The 20,869-nt window shown below is 46.2% G+C and carries 27 protein-coding genes; 13 read left to right on the top strand and 14 right to left on the bottom strand.

Annotated elements, in window-relative coordinates; all coding sequences use genetic code 11:
* The first annotated feature begins 23 nt into the window (after positions 1-23).
* Both ACY2IG_RS08125 and ACY2IG_RS08120 read left to right on the top strand, forming a co-directional pair.
* The gene (locus ACY2IG_RS08125; protein WP_462618699.1) at positions 24-1,655 is read left to right on the top strand and encodes an ABC transporter substrate-binding protein; all 1,632 of its coding nucleotides are present in this window, start codon (positions 24-26) and stop codon (positions 1,653-1,655) included.
* Between the two features lie 139 nt (positions 1,656-1,794).
* Positions 1,795-2,934 carry a globin domain-containing protein gene (locus ACY2IG_RS08120; RefSeq protein ID WP_462618698.1) on the top strand — a complete coding sequence of 380 codons (1,140 nt, stop codon included), beginning with the start codon at positions 1,795-1,797 and terminating at the stop codon, positions 2,932-2,934.
* 49 nt (positions 2,935-2,983) lie between these two features.
* Here ACY2IG_RS08120 and ACY2IG_RS08115 read toward each other — a convergent pair whose 3' ends face one another.
* Both ACY2IG_RS08115 and ACY2IG_RS08110 read right to left on the bottom strand, forming a co-directional pair.
* The gene (locus tag ACY2IG_RS08115; RefSeq protein ID WP_462618697.1) at positions 2,984-3,724 is read right to left on the bottom strand and encodes a sugar nucleotide-binding protein; all 741 of its coding nucleotides are present in this window, start codon (positions 3,722-3,724) and stop codon (positions 2,984-2,986) included.
* A gap of 376 nt (positions 3,725-4,100) precedes the next feature.
* Positions 4,101-5,300 (bottom strand): MFS transporter, encoded by a 1,200-nt coding sequence (locus ACY2IG_RS08110; protein WP_462618696.1) that lies wholly within the window; start codon positions 5,298-5,300, stop codon positions 4,101-4,103.
* 175 nt (positions 5,301-5,475) lie between these two features.
* Here ACY2IG_RS08110 and ACY2IG_RS08105 point away from each other — a divergent pair, with 175 nt between their 5' ends.
* Positions 5,476-5,793, top strand: a complete 318-nt coding sequence (locus tag ACY2IG_RS08105; protein ID WP_023468204.1) for a hypothetical protein — start codon at positions 5,476-5,478, stop codon at positions 5,791-5,793.
* Positions 5,794-5,840: 47 nt separating this feature from the next.
* Here the strand turns inward: ACY2IG_RS08105 and ACY2IG_RS08100 are convergent, their stop codons facing one another.
* Complete coding sequence (locus ACY2IG_RS08100; RefSeq protein WP_426273282.1) at positions 5,841-6,773, bottom strand: cation diffusion facilitator family transporter; 933 nt, start codon at positions 6,771-6,773, stop codon at positions 5,841-5,843.
* A 75-nt stretch (positions 6,774-6,848) separates the two neighbouring features.
* Positions 6,849-7,253, bottom strand: coding sequence for a class I SAM-dependent methyltransferase (locus ACY2IG_RS08095; RefSeq protein WP_462618695.1), 405 nt, complete (start codon positions 7,251-7,253; stop codon positions 6,849-6,851).
* 137 nt (positions 7,254-7,390) lie between these two features.
* Between ACY2IG_RS08095 and ACY2IG_RS08090 the strand changes: the two genes are divergently transcribed.
* Both ACY2IG_RS08090 and ACY2IG_RS08085 read left to right on the top strand, forming a co-directional pair.
* Positions 7,391-7,900, top strand: a complete 510-nt coding sequence (locus ACY2IG_RS08090; RefSeq protein WP_462618694.1) for a hypothetical protein — start codon at positions 7,391-7,393, stop codon at positions 7,898-7,900.
* A 71-nt stretch (positions 7,901-7,971) separates the two neighbouring features.
* The gene (locus tag ACY2IG_RS08085) at positions 7,972-8,298 is read left to right on the top strand and encodes a DUF3139 domain-containing protein (protein ID WP_214853536.1); all 327 of its coding nucleotides are present in this window, start codon (positions 7,972-7,974) and stop codon (positions 8,296-8,298) included.
* A 66-nt stretch (positions 8,299-8,364) separates the two neighbouring features.
* Here ACY2IG_RS08085 and ACY2IG_RS08080 read toward each other — a convergent pair whose 3' ends face one another.
* From ACY2IG_RS08080 to ACY2IG_RS08070, 3 genes are all read right to left on the bottom strand, one after another.
* Positions 8,365-8,613, bottom strand: coding sequence for a hypothetical protein (locus ACY2IG_RS08080; protein WP_056061193.1), 249 nt, complete (start codon positions 8,611-8,613; stop codon positions 8,365-8,367).
* Positions 8,614-8,863: 250 nt separating this feature from the next.
* On the bottom strand, positions 8,864-9,205 hold the full coding sequence (locus ACY2IG_RS08075) for a DUF3139 domain-containing protein (RefSeq protein WP_308101481.1): 342 nt from the start codon (positions 9,203-9,205) through the stop codon (positions 8,864-8,866).
* Positions 9,206-9,735: 530 nt separating this feature from the next.
* Positions 9,736-10,485 (bottom strand): SDR family NAD(P)-dependent oxidoreductase, encoded by a 750-nt coding sequence (locus ACY2IG_RS08070; protein ID WP_035408149.1) that lies wholly within the window; start codon positions 10,483-10,485, stop codon positions 9,736-9,738.
* A gap of 82 nt (positions 10,486-10,567) precedes the next feature.
* On the opposite strand from ACY2IG_RS08070, the gene ACY2IG_RS08065 reads away from it, so the two are divergent.
* Positions 10,568-10,975 carry a MerR family transcriptional regulator gene (locus tag ACY2IG_RS08065; RefSeq protein ID WP_462618693.1) on the top strand — a complete coding sequence of 136 codons (408 nt, stop codon included), beginning with the start codon at positions 10,568-10,570 and terminating at the stop codon, positions 10,973-10,975.
* Here ACY2IG_RS08065 and ACY2IG_RS08060 read toward each other — a convergent pair.
* Complete coding sequence (locus ACY2IG_RS08060; RefSeq protein WP_462618692.1) at positions 10,945-12,018, bottom strand: threonine aldolase family protein; 1,074 nt, start codon at positions 12,016-12,018, stop codon at positions 10,945-10,947. The genes ACY2IG_RS08065 and ACY2IG_RS08060 overlap by 31 nt on opposite strands.
* 124 nt (positions 12,019-12,142) lie before the next feature.
* Between ACY2IG_RS08060 and ACY2IG_RS08055 the strand changes: the two genes are divergently transcribed.
* Together ACY2IG_RS08055 and ACY2IG_RS08050 are read left to right on the top strand one after the other, a co-directional pair.
* Positions 12,143-12,826, top strand: a complete 684-nt coding sequence (locus tag ACY2IG_RS08055; protein ID WP_290750139.1) for a hypothetical protein — start codon at positions 12,143-12,145, stop codon at positions 12,824-12,826.
* A gap of 204 nt (positions 12,827-13,030) precedes the next feature.
* Positions 13,031-13,324 carry a hypothetical protein gene (locus ACY2IG_RS08050; RefSeq protein ID WP_035408158.1) on the top strand — a complete coding sequence of 98 codons (294 nt, stop codon included), beginning with the start codon at positions 13,031-13,033 and terminating at the stop codon, positions 13,322-13,324.
* Positions 13,325-13,379: 55 nt separating this feature from the next.
* On the opposite strand, the gene ACY2IG_RS08045 is transcribed toward ACY2IG_RS08050, so the two are convergent.
* From ACY2IG_RS08045 to ACY2IG_RS08030, 4 genes are all read right to left on the bottom strand, one after another.
* On the bottom strand, positions 13,380-14,516 hold the full coding sequence (locus ACY2IG_RS08045) for a GGDEF domain-containing protein (protein WP_290774554.1): 1,137 nt from the start codon (positions 14,514-14,516) through the stop codon (positions 13,380-13,382).
* 134 nt (positions 14,517-14,650) lie between these two features.
* The gene (locus tag ACY2IG_RS08040; protein ID WP_290750129.1) at positions 14,651-14,896 is read right to left on the bottom strand and encodes a phage holin; all 246 of its coding nucleotides are present in this window, start codon (positions 14,894-14,896) and stop codon (positions 14,651-14,653) included.
* A complete protein-coding gene (locus ACY2IG_RS08035) occupies positions 14,893-15,528 on the bottom strand; it encodes a M15 family metallopeptidase (RefSeq protein ID WP_290750126.1) in 636 nt (211 codons plus the stop codon). Before ACY2IG_RS08035 ends, ACY2IG_RS08040 begins: the two co-directional genes overlap by 4 nt.
* Positions 15,528-16,283 carry a helix-turn-helix domain-containing protein gene (locus ACY2IG_RS08030; protein ID WP_462618691.1) on the bottom strand — a complete coding sequence of 252 codons (756 nt, stop codon included), beginning with the start codon at positions 16,281-16,283 and terminating at the stop codon, positions 15,528-15,530. Before ACY2IG_RS08030 ends, ACY2IG_RS08035 begins: the two co-directional genes overlap by 1 nt.
* Positions 16,284-16,374: 91 nt before the next feature.
* Here ACY2IG_RS08030 and ACY2IG_RS08025 point away from each other — a divergent pair, with 91 nt between their 5' ends.
* On the top strand, positions 16,375-16,866 hold the full coding sequence (locus ACY2IG_RS08025) for a DinB family protein (protein WP_462618690.1): 492 nt from the start codon (positions 16,375-16,377) through the stop codon (positions 16,864-16,866).
* A 40-nt stretch (positions 16,867-16,906) separates the two neighbouring features.
* Here ACY2IG_RS08025 and ACY2IG_RS08020 read toward each other — a convergent pair whose 3' ends face one another.
* Positions 16,907-17,392 (bottom strand): NUDIX hydrolase, encoded by a 486-nt coding sequence (locus tag ACY2IG_RS08020; RefSeq protein ID WP_056061164.1) that lies wholly within the window; start codon positions 17,390-17,392, stop codon positions 16,907-16,909.
* 213 nt (positions 17,393-17,605) lie between these two features.
* Between ACY2IG_RS08020 and ACY2IG_RS08015 the strand changes: the two genes are divergently transcribed.
* Complete coding sequence (locus tag ACY2IG_RS08015) at positions 17,606-18,070, top strand: hypothetical protein (RefSeq protein WP_375091694.1); 465 nt, start codon at positions 17,606-17,608, stop codon at positions 18,068-18,070.
* A gap of 327 nt (positions 18,071-18,397) precedes the next feature.
* Here ACY2IG_RS08015 and ACY2IG_RS08010 read toward each other — a convergent pair whose 3' ends face one another.
* Positions 18,398-18,931 carry a DUF402 domain-containing protein gene (locus tag ACY2IG_RS08010; protein WP_056061160.1) on the bottom strand — a complete coding sequence of 178 codons (534 nt, stop codon included), beginning with the start codon at positions 18,929-18,931 and terminating at the stop codon, positions 18,398-18,400.
* Positions 18,932-19,085: 154 nt separating this feature from the next.
* Between ACY2IG_RS08010 and ACY2IG_RS08005 the strand changes: the two genes are divergently transcribed.
* The 3 genes from ACY2IG_RS08005 to ACY2IG_RS07995 are packed head-to-tail and all read left to right on the top strand — an operon-like array spanning position 19,086 to position 20,866.
* Entirely contained in the window at positions 19,086-20,195 is a 1,110-nt protein-coding gene (locus ACY2IG_RS08005) for a GGDEF domain-containing protein (protein WP_290750111.1), read from the top strand.
* A 17-nt stretch (positions 20,196-20,212) separates the two neighbouring features.
* Positions 20,213-20,587, top strand: coding sequence for a YkvA family protein (locus ACY2IG_RS08000; RefSeq protein ID WP_035408175.1), 375 nt, complete (start codon positions 20,213-20,215; stop codon positions 20,585-20,587).
* Between the two features lie 33 nt (positions 20,588-20,620).
* Positions 20,621-20,866: a hypothetical protein gene (locus ACY2IG_RS07995; protein ID WP_035408177.1), complete on the top strand. Its 246-nt coding sequence runs from the start codon at positions 20,621-20,623 to the stop codon at positions 20,864-20,866.
* Positions 20,867-20,869: the final 3 nt, after the last annotated feature.

Genomic DNA, 20,869 nt, shown 5'->3' with positions numbered 1-20,869 from the left:
CCCTTTTAAGGAGGAGAAGTACGATGGATGCTTATCTTTTTATGTTATGGAAGACTTGCCGAAATGGACATTATCCGATCACGACACTCGCGGAAGCGATCCATTTAAGTCCTAAACAAACAAAACGATATCTCAATAAATGGCAGGAAGACGGCTGGATGAATTACACGAGTGGTCGCGGACGGGGCAACTTAAGTGAACTCGTCTGGTTACGCCACGTCGAACGGGAGTATGCGAAACGGATGCTCGAGCGGATCGACCGTGATTCGATCGAATCAGTGACGGAAGAACTGTCGTGGGACTGGTCACCGGCCCAAGCAGGACGCTTCATGCGCCAACTCGAGCGAAAGTTTGGCTATACGCAAACGACATCGGACGCCTTGCTGATTCCTCGGAAACGCAACTTCTTGACGACACACCCGTTAGAAGCAGCTGACATTCATAGTGCTCACCTCGTCCAAAACGTCTTCAACCGTTTGTTTACGATTGACGTCGACGGCAACATCCAAGGCGAACTGGCACATCACTATGCCTGGAATGGTCCGATGCTCAGTCTCTTCTTACGTAAGGACGTCCGCTTTCATGACGGTTCGCTCCTGACGAGTAAGGAAGTGACGAAGAGTCTGCGTGCCTTGATCGCCTATCCGGCTTACGCTTATTCCTATCGGCACGTCAAACATATCGTCTCGAACGGTCCGTACCGGGTCGATCTCACACTCGATCAGCGCAGGAGTTCGATTTTGCCGCAGCTCGCTTCGATTCATACGAGCATCATCAAAGATGGCATTGGAACGGGACCATTTCAACTCACGCAACATGACGATAAGAAAACCGTTCTGACGGCATTTCCGAATTACTTTGGCATCCGCGCCCTGCTCGACCGAATTGAGTTCATCCAGATGCCGGAGCAATACGATCCGGTCTACCGGACATCAGCATCTGACTCCAGTCCGATTGATACGATCGCGACGCAGTCCGGATTTGGTCTCGTCTTTCTCCATCCACGCGCCGGTGGTCCGTTTGAATCAAAAGCAGCGCGACATTATATCCACCGGCTCATCACGGAAGTCCGTGATGGCATTCATGACTTCCATGAGCGGACACAACCGAACGACTCTGGTTTTCTTGAGTCCTATAGTCCATCGTATACCGTCCCGGACGGTCCTGCTGTTTTGTTCACGCAACCGATCCGGATCAAGTTGACTGATTTTACGGACAAAGTAACACGTTGGCTCTGTCAGCGATTTGATCAGGACGGGATTCCGTATGAGTTCGTCGAAGTCGGATTCGAAGAGAGTATTACGGATTTTCATGTCTACGATACGATCGATCTCGCCATTCATGCCGAAGTGTTCGAGCGGAATGTCCAGTACGCCTTCTATCAGTTCATGACGAATACTTTTTCACCACCGATCCGGCTATTTCAGCAGATGCCCGAGATGCTGACATGGATTGAACAATACGATACAACACCGTTCGAAGACTGGCTTCCGATTCATCAAGCAATCGAACGCTACTTGATTAACGAATCGTATTTCATCCCGTTCTATCACGATACACGACTAATTCCGTATCCGATCGAGCTGCAAAATATCACGATTGATTCATTCGGTTATTTTGATTTCTCAAAGCTCTGGATATCCAATCAATCGTGACGAATCCTTGTCGATATTTTGACTTGCTTGTGACAAAACGCACGAAGTTCTTTAATCTAGTATTTTAAATGTTGTATTAATGACGAGGCTACGAAATACTAAGACTGTGTTCATTACTTAGTGAAAAGGAAGTGGTCTTATGTTATCAACCTCTACCATTCAAATCGTTCAATCAACCGTCCCGGTCCTTGCATCGCATGGCGCCGCAATTACGAAAGTCTTTTATCAACGTTTATTTCAAGCTCATCCAGAACTCAAACATGTCTTCAATCAATCGAATCAACGGAGTGACCGACAATCGCAAGCACTCGCTACAGCCGTTTATGCCGCTGCTGCTCACATCGATCGACTCGAGACGTTAAAACCAGTCTTATTACCAGTGCTGCATAAACACCGGAGTCTACAAATCAAGCCGGAGATGTATCCACTCGTCGGTCAAGAATTACTCGGAGCGATGCAAGACGTCTTAGGGGAAGCCGCAACGCCTGCAATCCTGCAAGCGTGGGGTGAAGCGTACGGGAAGATTGCCGATTTGTTCATCACACTCGAAGCCGAACTATACACGCAGGACGAACAGGCGAAAGACTTTTCCGGTTATCAGTCCGTCAAGATTTCGGATATCCAGGAACAAGCAGACGGCATCCGCTCGCTGACTTTCAAAACGGACAGTCCGCTCCCTGATTATCGAGCAGGGCAATACATCACGATACGGATTCAAGATCAAGATGGCTTATGGCACAATCGTCAATACAGTCTGACGGCGGCATCAAACACGACGACTTATACGATTGGTGTCAAACGAGAAGGCATTGTCTCGAACTACTTACATGCAGCTCGAATCGGTGATACGGTGTTAATCAGTGCGCCAGCAGGTGCCTTCACGCTTGATGCATCAGGTGAACCCGTCGTTCTAATTGCTGGTGGAATCGGCATCACACCGATGCTTGCGATGGCAGACGAAGCGTTAGCTGCTGGACGAGACGTGACATTACATCACGCCGTCCAAGATGAACGCAATCGTCCGTTTACAGAACAACTCGCCCTGCTTGAGCAGCGTGGCGCTCGCGTCATTCGTTACGCAGAGCACCAGGCGACGGATCAAGCGGGACGTCTACCGAAAGACGTCATCGCAAGCATCACGGATCCGACATACGTCTGTGGTCCGGAAGCAATGATTCAATACGTCATTAAACACTTCACGGCGTCTTCGGACAAACTGCATTACGAAATCTTTGGACCGGCACTCGCTTTTGCCGCGGAAACGCCAGTCACGCAGTAAAAAACATCCCGCTCTCTTTGATACACGTCAAGTAGAGCGGGATGTTTGATTAGAGTGGCAATCGTTCTGACAACGGACGGACCAAAACGACATCTGTCGCCATCCGGTTATCCCGGCGCGGTTCATCGACTGGTTCAATCGTCCAGTTTTTCGCGTGGAGTGTATTTAAGGCATGCGCTAAATCGTACATCGAATAACGATCGTTTCCGTTCAACTGATAGAGCCCCGCTTCGCGTTCAAGTAAAATCGTAACGAGCGCTTCAGCTGTGTCCTCAAGCACTGAACTCGACGGATACCAATTCCGACTCGCCCGAATGACGCCGTGCTGGTTCATCTCGTTCGTAAAGAAGTCGACCATGTTGTTCGAACCTGCCTCCGTCCCGATCTGCCAGCCGATTCGGACGATTTTTGCTTGAGGATCAATTGCTTGAATCGCTTGCTCGCAAGCAATCTTATAGGCACCATACTCATCGGTCGCATCCGGTACAGCGTCCTTGTCAATCGGTGCCGGCACGTCGTCCGAAAAGACAGACACCGTACTCGTGAAGAAGAACGGAATCTGATATTCCTGGCACAAACGGACGAGCGCTTCCGTCCAACTGACGGACCCCATCCCAATATGTAGGAAATAATCCGGTCGTTCCGTTTCTAAAAACGTCCGCATCTGAGACTCGTCAGTCGTTGAGACTTTCGTCCGATCCCACGCGACTGTCTCGATATCGTGCTTTGCTAAGACGTCCGCAACGACGGGTGCCACCGTTCCGTTCATGCCTGTAATGATTGCTTTCATTGTGATTCATCCCCCTTAGTTTCGATCGAAAAAATCATAAAACCACTTGCTACTTCAGTTTACACGCGAATCGCTGAATTAACGAATCTGAGGTTATTCTTCTACGACCAGTCATGACTCAAATGAAAAAAGCGCCTGCTATCCGATCTAATCTCGGTAAGCAGGCGCACTGTTTAGTTCATGATTACTCCGAAACGCCTTCCGTTGCCATTCGACGCCATAGTACATTCAAAAAGACCGTCATCCCACTGATCGGAATCAAAAACAATAATGCCGTGATCCATAAACTCTCCATCGACTCCACTCCTCATCGTTCATTTCTATCTCTAGTGTATATAAGCGCGAAACCGCTTACCTCCACCTCAAGGCGGATATTTCATCCGACCTTGTCCTGTCGTGCCTCGGTAAAGGAAACGTTACGATGAATGAGTAACCAGATAGCTGTCAACACGAGACCACTTAAGGAAAACAGTAGGAAAACAAATGAGATGTTAAAGAGCGACGTCAAGTACGATGATAATCCGTAACAGAGTGCAGAACACGCCGTTGATGTTGCGACCATCGCCGTTCGAACCCGTCCAAGCAAGTGCGCAGGCGTCGAGCGTTGTAACAATGTCGCAAACGGAATCCCGAACAATGTCAGCGCCATGCCGAGTAAAACGAATCCGCCAATCGCAAGGGGCACGGACGACATATAAGCAACGATTGCAATCGCGAGTCCTTGCAGTACGACTGCGATCCGAAACAGCTTATCCTGTCTGATCGAGACGACCCACTTGCCGTAAAGGAGCGACATCGTGATCCCCCCAATCACCGTCGCCAGTTCGAGTGCAGAAAACGTCTGGGCATTTCCCGACAAGACATCCTTGGCATATGGTGCAAGTAAAGTATTCATCGGTGTGATCATCCAGTTCGCAAGGATCGCACAACCAAGGATCCATTTTAAGCGACCGTCACACGCGACGTAATGAATCCCTTCGAGTAACGCTTCGCGGTACGATCCGACACGCGCTCCTTCTGCGACCTGTCCCGTCATGTGTCGGACGAGCAACCAGGCAACGAGATGCAGTCCCAGATCGAGCCACAAGATACTCGCAATCGAGAAGTGGGCAACCATCATCCCACCAAGTAAGAATCCGCTTAACGTCCCGATCCGTTCGATTGTTGCGAGATAGGCATTCGCTTGCGGCAATTGGTCATCTTCGACTAGATCAACGACCCACGTGAAGACAGCATTTCCACCAACGATTTGCAGGATCGTCTGAACGACGAGCAAGCAAAGTAACCACGGTAAGACGACGTCTGTCAGACCGATTCCCACTAACGTAATACCAAGCGCTAGCAAGCGAATGAGTAAGGACGTTTGATACAACGATGCGCTGACGAAACGGTCAATCCACGGTCCAACGAACGTTGAGACGAGAAAACGAATCAAAAACACACCTGTTGCAAGCAAGGCGACACCGGAAGCACTAATCTGTTCCGCGCTCAACCAGTAAATCGCAATATAAACAAAACTCGTCCCGACAGTCGATAACAAATCGGAGACATACATAAAACGAAACGCACGTGACATGATGCTTTATTCCTTTCCTAAAACGACTTCTTGTTCATCTTACAATTTTTCTCAATTGCTGCCCATTCTTTTTTCGTCATCACATCGTCATCGTCTGTTAAGGCATTCTTACCCATCTGTAACAGAGCCGACATGTTCATTCGCTATACTAAAACGCATAGGGAGGTGAAGATCCATGAAAACGCAAACGCGTTATGACTATGAAACCGAACAGGAACAGGTCGACGTCCCGTCTGAGGCACGTCTAGGCTACTACTTTCTTTTGATTGTCCTGCCGCTTGGTCTCGCGCATCTTGTCCAGTCGCTTGCTCCTTCGCCGGATCAACACCACTCGTCCGTATTGACGGGTTTGACGTTCTTATCCATCGTCTTTTTCATGTACTTAGGTAACCGAGCTGCTGGAAATGCCAAAACGACCTTTTTCGGATACTCGATGTTCTTGAGTATCAGTCTGTTCGCGACGCTGTTTCTACCAACGGTGCCGATCATTTGAGCATAAGCAAACGAGCACATGTCCGACTTTGGACGAGTGCTCGTTTTTTAATGCGTATGCGATTCGTGTTTGCCGTCACAATACAACGTATTGCCATGTGCGTGTTGATCCGTCTCGACCTGGATGGTCGCGTGGTTAATGCCGACATGTTTTAAGTCGTGATCAATCTGTTCGCGAATCGACTCCGACTCCCGGACGGTCATGTTCTCCTTGACGACGACGTGACACGATAACGCGTTATAACCACTCGTGATCGACCAGATGTGTAGATCATGTAGTCCGAGAACGGCTTCGTTCGTCTGAATCGTCGAAACGACCTCATCAATGTCGACATCACTCGGCGTTCCTTCCATCAAGACGTGAACGGACGCCTTCGTCACGTAATAACCGCTCCGTAAGACGAGGATCGCTACGATGATACTCGCAAGTGGATCCGCCCATCCCCAACCGAAGAATAGGATCAGCAAGGCGGCTACAATCGCACCGACCGATCCGAGCATGTCGCTTAAGACGTGCAGATACGCACCGCGCATGTTGAGGTTATGTTCGTGCCCACCACCGCGTGTCATGATCCAGGCAACTAAAATATTGACGAGCAACCCGAGGACACTAATGATCAGCATCCCCGTCGTTGCGACAGCGGGTGGATCGATGAAGCGTTGAATGGCTTCAATGAAAATATAGAGAGCGATGACAATCAGCGTCACGCCATTTAGGATTGCGGCTAAGATTTCAAAGCGTTTTGAACCGAACGTCTTGTTCGCATCCGGTGCTTGACTCGAGAACTGGAAGGCTAACAGGGCAATCGCAAGTGAAATCGAATCACTTAACATGTGCCCGGCGTCTGATAACAATGCCAAACTGTTCGTCCAAATCCCGCCGATGACCTCGACGATCATGAACACAGTAATGATCAGGAACGACAGGCCGAGTACCTTTTTATTGTCCGTATGATGATGGTGATGATGATCATGTGCCATGACATTGCCCCCTTTTACCTTTCATTCAAACGTCTATTTGAATTATAACGTGCCACTGTTCTTTGGTCAACGGGCTCATCCTTTATATCCCACAAGCGCTACCGTATGAAACGAACGAATGACTGGTCCACGTTTCAAAATGACTGATTCGAATCCCATTTTGTTTGCAAGCGGGATGAATTCCCGTTCGATCCGCTCATGTAGTTCTTCCCCCTCTTCCCCTGCTTTTCCATCACAGTATGTTAAAACGAATCGTCCGCCTGGTCGTAAGGCTCGATACATTTCTTGAAGCGTTCGATCGACGGATTCCCAAAAATAGATCGTACGAATACTATAAATACCTTCGACCGTCTCATGCACTAACTTCAAGTGATTCAGATTGGCTAGCTGAATCGTCGCTCGGTTTGCTTGAATGGCTTGTCGATTACGAAGCGTCGCAGAACGAACCATTGTCTTCGAAGAGATCAAGTCCCGTAACATGCGATGCGTCCGTTTGCGAAAGGAGAATGATTGAAAAGTAAATTTCCGATATCCCTTATCACTGAAATCCCACACTATGAAATCAGAGAAACATGTAATACTATACATAGACGTTTTTTTATGGAGGGAGTCAGCAAATGAACCGTTTGAAACAGTTACAGATTGTCTTGTTAGTGTTAATAACGATTTGTGCTTTTTTCTTCTGGGCAGGACATGGATTTGAAGTAAGTTCTCATCAGATCAGCGGAAACGGCAATCCAGGAATTTTATTTGCTTACATCATCGTTTTCCTGCTTCCACTTATCGTATTAGGAATCATCGTTCTTTTTTATTTGATTGACGCTCGTCCCCTCTCTTTGATGACTACGATCATTTTAGCCGCTACCTATACCTACATCGGTTATTTTCATCAGCGGGAAAGCTACGTTACATATCAGCATCTCAAAAAACAACACATGATCGATGCCGGATTAGCTTTAGATTACATCGATGATGTTTTAGTCGGATTCTCCATTTATCTAAACTCACAATTTTTTAATCTGAACACATTTCTGATATATATCTGTTTGGTATTAATGACCGCGTCCGCTTTGTATCTTCTTCTTTCTACCATGATTCGTTTGATACAAATAATTCGATTTCGTTAAATGACGCAGACGAGCGACCTTTTTCAAACGACTTTTATATCTATACCATCAAATTGAAGGGAAGTGATTGCATGAAAAAAGAAGTACGTCCACTAGTCTATACCCTTGTCGTTCTCGTCATGCTAATTGCCGCCTATCCAACGTATCGATTAGGATCTAAGGTGATTACGGAAATCAAGATTGAACGTTTGTTGGCTGAAACAGGATACGATCAGGATATCTCTAAAAAAGAAACGGTCTATGATTCAAAAACTGGAAGATATGAGATGAAAATCACATACACGAATGAACTGGATCATACATACTACTATGAAATCATTGAGGGGCATGTACTGACGACCGTATACGACCAGCATAATGTTGAAGTGACTGTCCCTGGTCAACATGAATTAAAGTAACTTGTCTTTTCAAATCAAAAACGAGGCCTCTCCACGAATTTCGTGAATGGACTCGTTTTTGGTAACTTAACATTCTTCTTTCATGTTCAATGATTCTGCCGAGCGGATCGTAATCTGTTTTGCAGCATCATCGATGGATATGACACAATCCCACGTCGGCTTTAATTGCAGTGTGCCTTTTTGATCCAACCACAAGACTGCAGTTAGTTCGATGAAGTTTCCCATGACTACCATTTTTCTCGCCTTCTCATCAATGACGGCATATAGTTCATCATCCAAGCTGATTTTCCAGTCAAAGAATTCATTCTCATTCATCCTTTATCTCTCCCAATCCTTCATACACTCTCAAAATCATTCCGCTGTAGTAAACGCAATCTTCCATTTCTTCCGCGCAATCAATACAACGATTAGCGAAATCAACAGAGATATTTTAAGCGTTGTATCATCGATAAGGTGTACTCCGTAATGAAGTGAAAAAAGTACCGTTAGTAGAGCAACGACGCTTCCTAAAAAGATCATGTTTTTCATTCTATCACCTCGTTTCTTCAATGGATTTAACGTGTTGTCAATCCTTTGAAATATACCGTCCTTCTTGTTTGTTCGTAATCTGTACGCCGTCTTTATATCCCGTAACTTCAATGTGACTCGATCCCGATTGATAAATCTCATATTCATTATTCGGTTCATCTTCGAACACGACGCGTGCGAAGAATTCACCTGTGCTCGTATCATAGCGAATTTCTTTGTTCTTCACATGTACCATATATCCATGTCGCTTCAGATAGTGATTGATTGACTGAGTAACCTCTTGTTTTTCATCATAGTACAACGACTTATAGGCTGAAGCACCGATGATGCCCAATCCTAAAATCATCAATAACGTAATCGATATAAAGGTTCGTTTCATTTCATCACTCCTGAGAATCGTTTCTGTGTCATTCTTCGTATTAGACATTCTCCTTGTTTTTAAAATGTCGATATGTATAAACTAATAGAAGAACACAAAAAAAGGAAGTCATTTATGATAAAAAAATCCATAAAATACTTTTTATTGTTATTTATGTTGATTGTTCTTACTTTGAACTTCTTAAATGGTCGAGTGATTGATAATGAGCGATTAACATTAGCCGTGAACATTGCAATAGTTCTAATGGCGTTATTCTTTATAGGCTTGAGGTTCTCACGTAAATAAGATGCTTACGCCTCTAAAAAAGTGTAGAAAGGTGGTTGAATCGTGGAACAATTCATGATTTTCGGCGCTCTGATAAATCTTTTGATCATCGGCGCAGTCGTCTATGTCGTATGGAAGTTAGCGAAAAAAATCTTTAAAAAAATAAGTAATTGATGTCTTTTTTTGATGCATTCATGAAATTCGTATAAATTATGCTTACATAAATAAGGTCCCTTTTTCATTTGAAAAGGGACCTTACTTAGTTTTTATCCTGCGTAATTGAACAATGGACCACGCAATTCGAATTCATACGTCTCACCGTCGACAATCCCGACGATTGCATCACTTTCGATTAACTGATGCAGGAAGCCTGCCATTTCTGCTGCCGTATGATATTTCTTGACGTTCTTGCTGTAGTCGAACCCTACTTCCCCGCGCGAACGATCGGCGAACTCTGTCTCGGTCGCAGCTGGTGCGAGCACTTTCGCCCGGAGTTTTGCGCCGCCTTTTTGCAGTTCTTGCGCGAGTCCTTCCGTATAGGCACTGACATAGAACTTCGTCGCGCAGTACGTGACGGCGTTCGGTACAATCCGGTAGCCGCCAGCTGACGAGATATTGACGAGCGTCGTTCCTTCGACATCATGATGGTCGCGGACGAACAGACTCGACAAAATCGTCAATGCCTCGATGTTCAAGCGGAGCATCTTCTCGATTTTTCCGAGATCGATGTCCTGGACGAGATCAAAATCACCAAATCCAGCATTATTGATCCATGTTTCAATTTCAAGTTCTTTTAAGCCTTCATAAAGATCATGAACGTTTTGGTTATCAGAAAGGTCGATCGACTTGAGGATGACATCACTGTCTGGTGAAATCTGTTTGACTTCATCTCGAAGTTTTTCGAGCTCTGACGTCCGGCGCGCGACGAGGACGAGTGACTTTCCTTTTCCTGCGAGTAGTTTTGCCGTCTCATACCCAATTCCTGAACTTGCTCCTGTAATGACCGTGTACTTCATCTAGCATATCCCCTTTTCGATTTGGTATAGTCAGAGTCTAATCCTTAGAGTGAACTCTAAGTCAAGCAGAAAGGTGAGATTCATGTATACGATTTCTGAAATCAGTCGACTGACGATGACGAGTGCCCATACGATTCGCTATTATGAGAAAGAAGGATTACTCTTTCCGAAGCGCCAGAATGGCCAACGACGTTATGACGACCAAGACGTGACGTGGCTTCGATTTGTCCTCCGCTTACGTGAAACGCATATGCCGATCGAGCAAATCCGTACGTATGTGTCACTGTTTCTTGCTCACGGCGAGCAGGATACGACCCGCGAACGCCTTGCGTTGCTTGAAGCACACCATGCAAACGTCTTAGCTCAACTGGCAGCATTACAAGAAACGGAGGGGATGATCGCAGAAAAAGTCGACACCTATCGTCGCCTCCATCCTACGATTCCCGCTCCTGATGTCATTCAATCCTCTGAGAACGCCTCCGTCAATTGACGAAAGACGCTTTCGCGTTCGTCAGTCGTCAATGCAAGAAAACTATCGCCGATATTGATTTCCGTTGCGCAGCCTTTTTCTTTCTTTACAAGATAGCCGGCGATACCAACTTTTCCGTGCAACTGGATTTCAATCAATTTTTCCTCGACGACTGCTTTATCTGCCTCAAAGTAAAGATGAAACATGTTTGAGACCGGCTCAAGGGGACGAGTCGAGATGCCTGGTATCGCATTCAAGCTGCTCGCTAGTGCTTTTGCGGCTACATAGTACTCCGCCATCCGGTCTTTTCGTTGTTCATAATAATGATCCGCGGATAGAATATACGGATAGAGACTAATCAAATCACCGCCATAGCGACGTTTCCAGATGCGAGCCTCGCGACAAAATGCTTCCGGTCCGGCTAAGATCGCTCCTGCGACGCCGCCAAGACCTTTATAAAAAGAGATATAGACACTGTCAAATAACTCTGCGATTTCTTTTGCCGATGCCTCATAGTACGGTAAGATTTCAAGTAAGCGTGCCCCATCCAAGTGCAGACGAATTCCTTGTTCCCGTGCATATGCACAAATGATTTCAAGTTCCTCACGCGACGGAAGCAGTCCGCCGAGTTCGCGTTGTGGCAGTTCGAGTAACAGGCAGCTGACGTCCGGCAAGGCTTTGACGTCGTCTATCGTCATTAAGCGATCGACTTCTCCGACTAGTACTGGTTTAATCCCGTGTAATTCCTTCAACCCATCCTGCTCATGAATCTCGAGGTGACAAAGGGGATGGTAGGCAACCTTACGATTATTCCGTTCATCAGACCAGATCCGTAACGCAATTTGTTGCGCCATCGTACCGCTCGAAAAAAAGATCGCATCGTCGTGCCCGAGTAAGTCTGCTATCTTACGTTCAAACGTTTTAATCAATTCGCCATTTCCATACATATCGCTTGGTTGATCGGCAGAAACGGTTTGCAACGCTTCTTGTAATATTCCGATGGTTCGACTTCCGTGTCCATCCAATCGTTTTGTCGCTTTTTGGTAACTCGATCGTAAATCCATACTATCCATTCCTTTCTAAATCAATGACTATTTTTTGAAAAAATCAAAATATTCCATCTCCACTTTTGCTATACTGTGTAGCGAACGTCTGTTAAACGTACTCGTCAAAGGAGGTGTCCCTATCGTGCAAACGCTCCGCACTCGCCTGTTGCTTCTTATTCCAATCGTCTGTCTTCTACTGCTTGCCATCCAACAATTCGTCCCGTCATTCTATACATCACTGCTTGGACGAATCGATCCAGCAACAAATACATACTGCATTGATCGCTGTGGTCCGAAAGCATCGATGTTTAGTGCAGTCGAGGAAGGAACCTCATACGGCGGAGACGGAAGTACTGTCACGATTAGTGAAGCCGATCCACCTACTCCTTGGTTCCGGACCGGTTTTGACTCTTCGGTGACGACACCTCCTTATCTTCTCATCTTATGTCTCGTTCTCCTGTTTTGTAGCTGGTTTTTATGGCACTATCTCCAGTGGTTGCGTCGTCCGCGACTTGATGCATCGGGTCATGTACTTCCACCACGCTTCCCGATTTTCGTTTATGAGACAAAAGACCTACCTGCTGACTCGATTCGAAAACAACTCGTTCGTTTTAATGAGCAACTTCCGCTTTCGTTACAGCGCAGGACACATGAGACCGTGACGGAATGGTTCGAGCGAATCGCTTTTCCGTCACCTGTTGATCCGCTTTATTTTGAAGTGCGGTACGGAAAGGTACCCGTCATCTCCACTCATCAACTGACCTTCTTCGTCCAAGCTATGGAACAATATTTAAAAAAATGCCATGTCCAGTCTTCGATATCTTGAATTTTTCTCTCCTTCCGCCTTGCTCATTGAAGCTTGGCGTTTTTTTGGCGGAGTTTAAGAGGATTTCTTGAAAATAGATTTTGGATGATTTCAAAATTCGGATTGACTTTTTTTCAAAATCAGACGATTAGTTGCCAGAAAAATGGGTAATATAGACTATAGTAGAGAAAGAGTTGATTTATCAGGAGAGTGAGGTGAGAAAAGTTGATTAGTGCACAAGAAGCCTATTACATTAAGAAGGAATTGAATGAAAAATTCGAGGATCCACGGATTTCCTGTGATTTTTCAATCTTTTCGCTTGAACCGTTTCAACTTCTCTTGCACGTACAGGAAGATGTTGATGAGCTCAGTACTGAATTACGATATGGCTTAAGCCGTAAGATTCGTTCCCAGCTCACACAACTTAATGCGCGTGTCGGTGGTGAACCTGTCAGGACGGTTTATGTCATATCGGCGCCTCTCATTTCCGATCGATCGTATTGCGTCATCTTACAATGAAATGAAAAATCCCCCGTGTGAGAAGCAAACACTCACGCGGGGGATTTTATCGTATTCACCCTGCCAAGTCCCCAATCTGATTCCGTCCGTTCTCTTTCGCTCGATACAGTGCTTGATCGGCTTGGTCGATGATTTCCTTCTCTGTCGTCTGTTCTTCGGGTACAAGTGACGTCAAGCCAAGACTGACGCTGACCCGGCAAAGGGGTTCGTACTGCTCGTGTGTGATGTTCAAATCAAGAATGTCCTGTCGAATCCGTTCTGCGATATGACGGGTTTCTTCTATGCCACGCGTCAGTAAAACCGTGAACTCCTCTCCTCCGTATCGTGCGACTTGTCCATGCCGAGCCTGCCGTTTTAAGACGCGAGCCACTTCCTTCAAACATTCATCCCCTTTTAAGTGACCATACGTGTCATTGTAGGACTTGAAGGCATCGACATCAATCAGTATTAAGGAGAGCGGTGTCTGCTCTTGTTTGGCTTCTTCGAGAAGCTTCTCCAATCGTTCATCGAACGCTCGCCGATTCGGGATGCCAGTCAATGCATCATGCAAGGAACGATGAATCAAGACTTGTTTGCTACGTTCCATTCGAAACGTCTGGATGAAGGCAATCAAAACAAGAACAGCGATGCTCGCGACGACAACGATAACCCATTTCGCAGCACTCGATGCTTGCTCGGAGCGTTGTGTTGCTTCCGCAATGATTCGGTTGACGTCTGTTCGCAAACGGGCATCAATCGGTCGGAACGTTTCGATGAACTGCATTCCTTGATATCGTCTTGCCTCTGCTGAAGCTCTGTCACCGTCCTTGACGAGTTCAAATTGCGTGTCGTAAAACTGCGTCGCCGTCTCGATACGGGGAATTGCCTCCGTCCGAACGAGTTTTCGCATGATGGGATGGTTCGCATCTAGCCGGTTCAGCCGCGTGATCGTTTGATCCAGCTGATTAATCGTCCGTTCATACTGTGCTAGATCCGTTTTGTTCGGTGAAAGGATGTAACTCCGGACACTGAGTTCTAGATTCAACAACGCTGGAAACAGTTCTGCTGCTTCCGTCGAGATCGGAATAGCTTCTTTTAAGATACGGGCGTTTTCTCGTTCGATTTTTAGGAAAGCTTGATAGCTCCAAACACTTGTAAATAAAAGCGCACAGAGTGCCAAAAACAAATACCGTTGCAACGTTGACCATTTCACAAGAAGACCGACCTTTCTTTCTCTATCTACTTGACTAAAGTCAATTTCTTCTATCAGTATCTTGAAGTCAAACAATTAGTCATTTGTATGAAATAATGCCCGTTGCTGACACAATCCAAACGCTTCCCGACCGTTCAATCGGTTAAGGATGTGTTTTCCAGCTGTTCTTGCGACTGACGTCGTCTTAATGCCCGCTCGGTCACGTCGTTATTCTTCCACCAAGCGACGAACAAACCGATTACCCCAACCAGGCCGGTCACGAATCGTTCGACGTCATTCGATGACACCGGTAAAGCGGTAAATCCGAGCGTCGGTAAAAATAACTCTAGAAAGACATAGAGCGGTATCATGAGGCGGAGCCATGCTTGAAAACGAATCATGGTGACACCGGAAAGAGACGACGCCATGTTTGCGGTCCAACAATCCCGTCAACCACAAGTCGAGATGTCTGCTGGAACGCTTGGATGGCTCGCGTCAAACGTATATCAAAGATTCCTGTCACCATCAGACCCAATCGCTTCTCAATCGCTCGGACGAGTTCCGGTGCTTGAATTCGTTCGCGTAGATAGTGTCCTGGTTTTGGCACGTGATGCCGCGCAAGACTGACATGATCGTACAATTCAAAATGTGGATAATCGGGAAAACGGGACCAATCGCCTCCCCAGTCCATTCCGCGCCGTTTCATTGCCGCAACGATTCGACGAAGTCGCGCGTCCGGTGGAGAAAGAAATAATGCACCATCTTCGTAAAGGAAGACGTCAATTGCAACACCAAAATTATGGTTTGATTGTCCACCACGGGCTTGCGTCACGATCGGTCCTTGGGTCGTCCGTCCTTTTGCGTATAACGCGTTCTGTTCCGCGATGCTCCGAAAACTTTGGGCTATACCGAGTTTGATTCCATGCGGATACAGCTCTTGAATCACGTCACGGGCAATCCGGACGACCGACGGATGCATGCCGGGAACGGTTAGTTTTTGATTCGCGCGTCGCAGTAATTCTTCTAGTTGCATCAGGCTCCCTCCCTGGTCAATGTATGTAATAAAGCAGCAATTTCGTCATCGTCAGGAATGACTTGTCGTTCCTGTTGTTTTGCCTCGTAAGCGCGTTGTGCTTCTTTTTCACGTTCTATCCAATTCGGTAATTGAAATAATGAATTGTTCCTTCTCGAACGTTTGGTTACTTGATTCGGACGTTCTGTCGCGGATCCGGTTGCAAGGCGCTTAACGACCTGTTCGATATAACCGAAATGACGACTGTTCGCCCGCCCCGCTTCTTCAATTGCGTACTGGATTCGCTCGATTGGATGTTCGTTCGCAAGCAACAGCAACTCTTGTTCGATTCGTGGTGACACCTTTCCGAGATTCGACTCATACTGCTGCACCAGTTCCTTTTTTAAAGATGTCTTCTTCAAGACTTCTTCTTCGGAGTCAGCAGAAGTCTCGGGGGCAGTCGTCTCGTGACTCGCCGGGGATGGCGTATCGACATGGGGCAGGACACGATAAGCATTCGAGGTCTGTCCTCCGTGTTTCGTGAACCGTTCGACTTTCTCGATCCGACCACTTGCGATCAAGGACTGGATACACGACTTGACTGTCGATTTACTGCACGGAACAGCATCGGCAATCGTCTGATAGGACGGAAATGCTTGACCATCTTGACCACTGAAGCTTTCAAGGATCAGGTAGATCATTTTTTCATGGACGGACGCAAATGCCGTCCCGCTCCGTAAGAGCGTATGGGGAACCGGAAGATATGGAGCTTGCATGGTGATTCCTCCTTTCTAAGAAATATGACAGGAAGAACTCGAGGATTGTTCGAAAAGAGTAAAGAAGATATTTTTTGAGAGGAGTGACAGGATGAACGAACTATTCACCTATTATCTACAAGAACTTGATCGCTATGAGCCGGAGGCGTTGATTCATCATCTCGACCATGACACGTGGTCGATTAGTCAAATGTACGATCATTTGATTATCGTCAGTCATGAGTATTTGGATGAAGTCGAGTCGTGCCGGTTCGCACCCGTGACCACGTCCGGAAAGTCACCGTTCGGCGAACAGTTATTTGCTGCTGGTGCATTTCCAGCGACACCGATCCGGTTACCGGATGCGATGAACGCACCACCGGATGAGACGGATCAGGTTGAACAATTACGGACACGTTGGTTGCAACTGATTGATCGTCACGTAACGCTCGCAACGATTGCTCAGTCGACACCCGTTGATCAAAAGACGAAACACGGTGGGATGGGCTGGTTGAACGCTGCCGAGTGGTATGCCCTCGTCTCGTACCATCTCGCGCATCACCGGCATCAAAAACGACGACTCGACGCTGCGCTAGCCAATTGAACATGAAAAAGCGCTCTCCGCATGCGAAGAGCGCTTCGATTCATTTTAAGACATCCCAATTCGAAAAGTGTCGTGCCTCAAGATCGAGTTGTTGTTCCTCAATCCAGCGGAATGCTTCAAGTACGAGCGGTGACGCATTGTCGATTGAAACTTCACTCGCCTTGACCCAACGCGCACCGAGTGAGTCTTGTCCGACGAATTGCTCGGGAATGCCAAGCGTTCCACCGGTCTGTCGAACGAGATAAAAGACGGCGATATGATGGACTTCATCGAACTCCCGCCAGTCCCACGGGAGCTTGAAGTCAGCGACGCCGATCTGTCGTTCGAGCTCTACCTCAAGCCCTGTCTCTTCCGTAAACTCACGGCGCATCGCCGTAGCGAGCGTCTCCCCTTCTTCTAGGCTACCCCCTGGTAAATCATAGCGATTGATGTACGGTCCACCATTTTTATCGATGACGAGTAAAGCATCCTCTTTCATTAATAAGCCATAGACTCCAAATGCACGGTGACAACGAATTGTTTTCATTCATCATACCTCCCTTTACTTCTCTTTTACATTTTTTATTTTTTATCACAATGACACTTAAACATATTGATATCTAAAGAACGCGATAATGCGGTTAGCTTTATATTAATCGTTACAAAATCAGTCTAAAGGCTTACGTAATAGTTCGTATTTCATCATACACTTTACATATATCATTAAATGAAAAGTCATATGGAAAGAAGGATTGCTACCATGAATCCCCCAAAGTTAAGTGTTTTTTTACTAAAGTCATGCCTATTTGTACTATCTCTTGGTCTACTGGGTTTAGCGGGCTATGCAATCCCTACATTGCTGAACGGAATCAAGAGTTCAATCATTTTTGAAAAACCAGGATATGTCGTATTGATCGTTGCTTATATTGCTCTTATACCGCTATTGGCTTCTATTTTCCACGGTTTCCGTATTTTAAGCGCCTTTACAAAAAGTCAGGACGCGGCTATTCGTATTTCTTCATCGTCGAATAGCATTAAAAAGGCATTCCTCGTGATTGCTATTTTAGCGATTTCTATTCTTCCCGTATTCTTTTATATAGGTCAGTTAGATGATGCTCCTGGATTAGTGCTTGTAGGAATAAGTATCGTCATCATCCCACTAGCCATCAGTGCCTTTTTTAATTGCATGCAATACATGATGAAGAAACATATTGTTACTTCATGAATGAATCGTTAACAGATGAACGAATGTCCCTTAAAACGGCTTGAATTCGGTACTTTACCGGACTCAAGCCGTTTATTCATTGTTTAATAGAAGCGTATTTACTCTTGAATTACAAACGAAGGTTCAGCGACTTCCATAACGTTACGTAGACGACGTTAATCTCACTTCAGGATGTTTCATTGAACTACATCGGATTACTCTACTAAGACGAGACATACAGGAGGACCCCTAGCTTTAATGATAGAATCAAGAGAGTCAACGTATAGACCGACTCAAACGTCTTGCGACAAAAAGCGAACAGACTAAATGCGTGATATCGTGGTTTTTTTATTGGGTATCCTTTCCATCATTCATGTTCATGACGGTCGGGATGAAAGCATCTAAATAGCCGTCAAACGGAAACTGTTGCTGCGCGATCCGTTCTTGAAGGTTCAGCAATGACGCACGGGTTCGTTCAATCAATTCGACCGGATAGTGATAGAGCCGTTGGTTCTCCATAAATTCGTCCTCGTCGACGACTTGCCACACTCCGTTTCGATAGACGAGATCAAGATCCAGATCGATGAACGATAATGTTTCATCTTGAAGGACTGACGGAAGACAGATATTGCAGTAATAGCTCATCTCTCCCGTCCGTTCTATATCGAGACCAACCGTGAAATCAGCTTCAAACGGATAGAATTCGAGACTATAGTTGTCGTATGTATAAACGGTTGCGCGACGATGATGATGAAGCGTCCGCCCTGGAATATTCGCGACGAGTAGATAGTCTTTTGTCTGCTTTAGGACATATCCATCCCACGAATAGTGCGGACGTCCGTCAAGTTTCCGTGCCTCAATCATAAGACGTTTTAATTTCACTTCATCCCTCCCTTTTCCTGAAGCTCTCTTATTTTACCAAATACTTTCAATCGAGCAAGACTTTTCCTGAATCTTTAAAATTTTGAGTCTCTCTCGTTGACATCCCTTATCAAACTGCTATCGTGAAAGTATCATACTCAAGGATGTGGAACTCATGTTCATTGCCGAGTTGTTATTGAATGCCTGTATCGCCTTCACCGGCTTTTATTTAATCGCTAAAATCATCTATAGTCAACGCCTCGCATCGAGCAGAATGAAGTCCCTCATCGTTGGTCTTGCAACCGGACTACTCGGTGTGCTATTGATGTTTAAAGGAATTGCAGTCAATGAATCGTTACGGATGGACTTACGTCATTTACCGCTCGTCCTGCTCGCTTTTTATGGCGTTCGCTCGCCTCTCATCATCGCGACGCTGATCATCGGTTGTTCTCGATTTTACTTCGGCTGGACCCCGCAATCAATCGTCGCCTTTCTCGCAGTCCTCGGCATCAGCACCGGGATGTACTTCATTCATAAGCGGTTACTCCATCGACCGCTCTTGCAAAACCTGATCATGAACGTCTGGTCATTGTTCATGATCTCGATCGCTGTCTCGATCAATCTCGGCTTCAGTGACGCCGCTCTTCGTTTACTTGCTTCAACGTGGACGATCGGACTTGCGGTTGGACTGTTATCGAGTCTCTTGACGATCGACTTTCAGTTGCTCAACGAACAGGTCCAGCGTTATAAACAATCAGCAGAACTCGATCACTTGACAGGACTGTACAATCGGCGTGTCTGGGACGAACGGACGACATTGCTTGAAGCAGAAGGACGCGTCTACAATGTGCTCGCGCTCGATATCGATCATTTCAAGCATGTCAACGATACGTACGGTCATGCGAACGGTGATCTCGTCTTGCAACAGTTTGCACGGATCTTGCAGGAAGAGACACGTCCGCATGATATCACTGCTCGAATTGGCGGCGAAGAATTCATGGTCCTCATCTATGATCTCACGCCTCCAAAAGTCACGAAAGTCGCTAACCGGATTCGAGAACGGATCGCGAACACACACTTTCAGCTCGACGGATCCCCGTCGATTGCCATCACGGCATCCGTCGGGATCGCTCACGGGAAACATATCGCCATTCAAAGAATGAATATTCTTGCGGACGACGCATTATATGCCTCAAAGGAACAAGGACGAAATCGTGTCATTCTGTATGAAGCGGATGAAGAGGCAGCCGTCACGACAAACGAACGGGAACCGGTTCGTTCATAAGAAAGGAGTACTCGCCTATGTTAGAGCGAATGAAACGCATCGCTAGACGGATGAAGCAACAATTATCAGTCCTCTCTTATGCAATCGAACATCCTCGTTTACCTCGTCATATCAAATGGGGAATCATCGCCTTAATCGCCTATACTGTCAGTCCGATCGACTTGATACCAGATTTTCTGCCTGTCATCGGTCTTCTCGACGATCTCTTACTCGTTCCACTCGGTATCTACTTCATCATCCGTTCGATTCCTAAAGAGATCTTGACACAAGCACAACGACGTCTTGAACAACAAGGAACTCGTTCCTTTCCATTGCTCCGACGTTATGGTCTAGCGTTCGTATTAGGTTGTTGGGGCATTGGTATCGGTCTTGTGATATGGTGGATAGTGTAAAAAAAACCAAATACATCCATAAGGAGTAGTTCAATGAAAAATGAGTTTGAGTTCATGACAACGGCGGAAGCAATTCTATTCGTCAGTTCCTTTTTCATGTGGCTTTACATTGGTCGTCATTTCGTCATGATCACGACGTTCGACGACTTATTTTTGACGCAATCTTGGTGGTTACTACTTCCGGTCATCACCTTCATCCTATTCTTACGCTCGTTCGTCGTGCGGCGCTTGATTCTCCATCATAGTCAAGAAGATGAGGACTTGTCACGCGAAGCATAATCC

The sequence above is a fragment of the Exiguobacterium sp. EF_C8 genome (assembly GCF_054956715.1).
This window is presented reverse-complemented; position numbering and strand designations above follow the sequence as displayed.

Excerpts from the sequence above, each read along its gene's own strand:
- ACY2IG_RS08070 (WP_035408149.1), bottom strand. The coding sequence starts at position 10,485 with ATGAAGTACACGGTCATTACAGGAGCAAGTTCAGGAATTGGGTATGAG.
- ACY2IG_RS08075 (WP_308101481.1), bottom strand. The coding sequence starts at position 9,205 with ATGAAACGAACCTTTATATCGATTACGTTATTGATGATTTTAGGATTG.
- ACY2IG_RS08020 (WP_056061164.1), bottom strand. The coding sequence starts at position 17,392 with ATGAAAACAATTCGTTGTCACCGTGCATTTGGAGTCTATGGCTTATTA.
- ACY2IG_RS08085 (WP_214853536.1), top strand. The coding sequence starts at position 7,972 with ATGAAAAAAGAAGTACGTCCACTAGTCTATACCCTTGTCGTTCTCGTC.
- ACY2IG_RS08035 (WP_290750126.1), bottom strand. The coding sequence starts at position 15,528 with ATGCAACTAGAAGAATTACTGCGACGCGCGAATCAAAAACTAACCGTT.
- ACY2IG_RS08115 (WP_462618697.1), bottom strand. The coding sequence starts at position 3,724 with ATGAAAGCAATCATTACAGGCATGAACGGAACGGTGGCACCCGTCGTT.
- ACY2IG_RS08040 (WP_290750129.1), bottom strand. The coding sequence starts at position 14,896 with ATGATTCGTTTTCAAGCATGGCTCCGCCTCATGATACCGCTCTATGTC.
- ACY2IG_RS08105 (WP_023468204.1), top strand. The coding sequence starts at position 5,476 with ATGAAAACGCAAACGCGTTATGACTATGAAACCGAACAGGAACAGGTC.
- ACY2IG_RS08000 (WP_035408175.1), top strand. The coding sequence starts at position 20,213 with ATGTTAGAGCGAATGAAACGCATCGCTAGACGGATGAAGCAACAATTA.
- ACY2IG_RS08110 (WP_462618696.1), bottom strand. The coding sequence starts at position 5,300 with ATGTCACGTGCGTTTCGTTTTATGTATGTCTCCGATTTGTTATCGACT.
- ACY2IG_RS08090 (WP_462618694.1), top strand. The coding sequence starts at position 7,391 with ATGAACCGTTTGAAACAGTTACAGATTGTCTTGTTAGTGTTAATAACG.
- ACY2IG_RS08100 (WP_426273282.1), bottom strand. The coding sequence starts at position 6,773 with ATGGCACATGATCATCATCACCATCATCATACGGACAATAAAAAGGTA.
- ACY2IG_RS08095 (WP_462618695.1), bottom strand. The coding sequence starts at position 7,253 with ATGTTACGGGACTTGATCTCTTCGAAGACAATGGTTCGTTCTGCGACG.
- ACY2IG_RS08120 (WP_462618698.1), top strand. The coding sequence starts at position 1,795 with ATGTTATCAACCTCTACCATTCAAATCGTTCAATCAACCGTCCCGGTC.
- ACY2IG_RS08065 (WP_462618693.1), top strand. The coding sequence starts at position 10,568 with ATGTATACGATTTCTGAAATCAGTCGACTGACGATGACGAGTGCCCAT.
- ACY2IG_RS08060 (WP_462618692.1), bottom strand. The coding sequence starts at position 12,018 with ATGGATTTACGATCGAGTTACCAAAAAGCGACAAAACGATTGGATGGA.
- ACY2IG_RS08030 (WP_462618691.1), bottom strand. The coding sequence starts at position 16,283 with ATGCAAGCTCCATATCTTCCGGTTCCCCATACGCTCTTACGGAGCGGG.
- ACY2IG_RS08005 (WP_290750111.1), top strand. The coding sequence starts at position 19,086 with ATGTTCATTGCCGAGTTGTTATTGAATGCCTGTATCGCCTTCACCGGC.
- ACY2IG_RS08080 (WP_056061193.1), bottom strand. The coding sequence starts at position 8,613 with ATGAATGAGAATGAATTCTTTGACTGGAAAATCAGCTTGGATGATGAA.
- ACY2IG_RS08025 (WP_462618690.1), top strand. The coding sequence starts at position 16,375 with ATGAACGAACTATTCACCTATTATCTACAAGAACTTGATCGCTATGAG.
- ACY2IG_RS07995 (WP_035408177.1), top strand. The coding sequence starts at position 20,621 with ATGAAAAATGAGTTTGAGTTCATGACAACGGCGGAAGCAATTCTATTC.
- ACY2IG_RS08125 (WP_462618699.1), top strand. The coding sequence starts at position 24 with ATGGATGCTTATCTTTTTATGTTATGGAAGACTTGCCGAAATGGACAT.
- ACY2IG_RS08015 (WP_375091694.1), top strand. The coding sequence starts at position 17,606 with ATGAATCCCCCAAAGTTAAGTGTTTTTTTACTAAAGTCATGCCTATTT.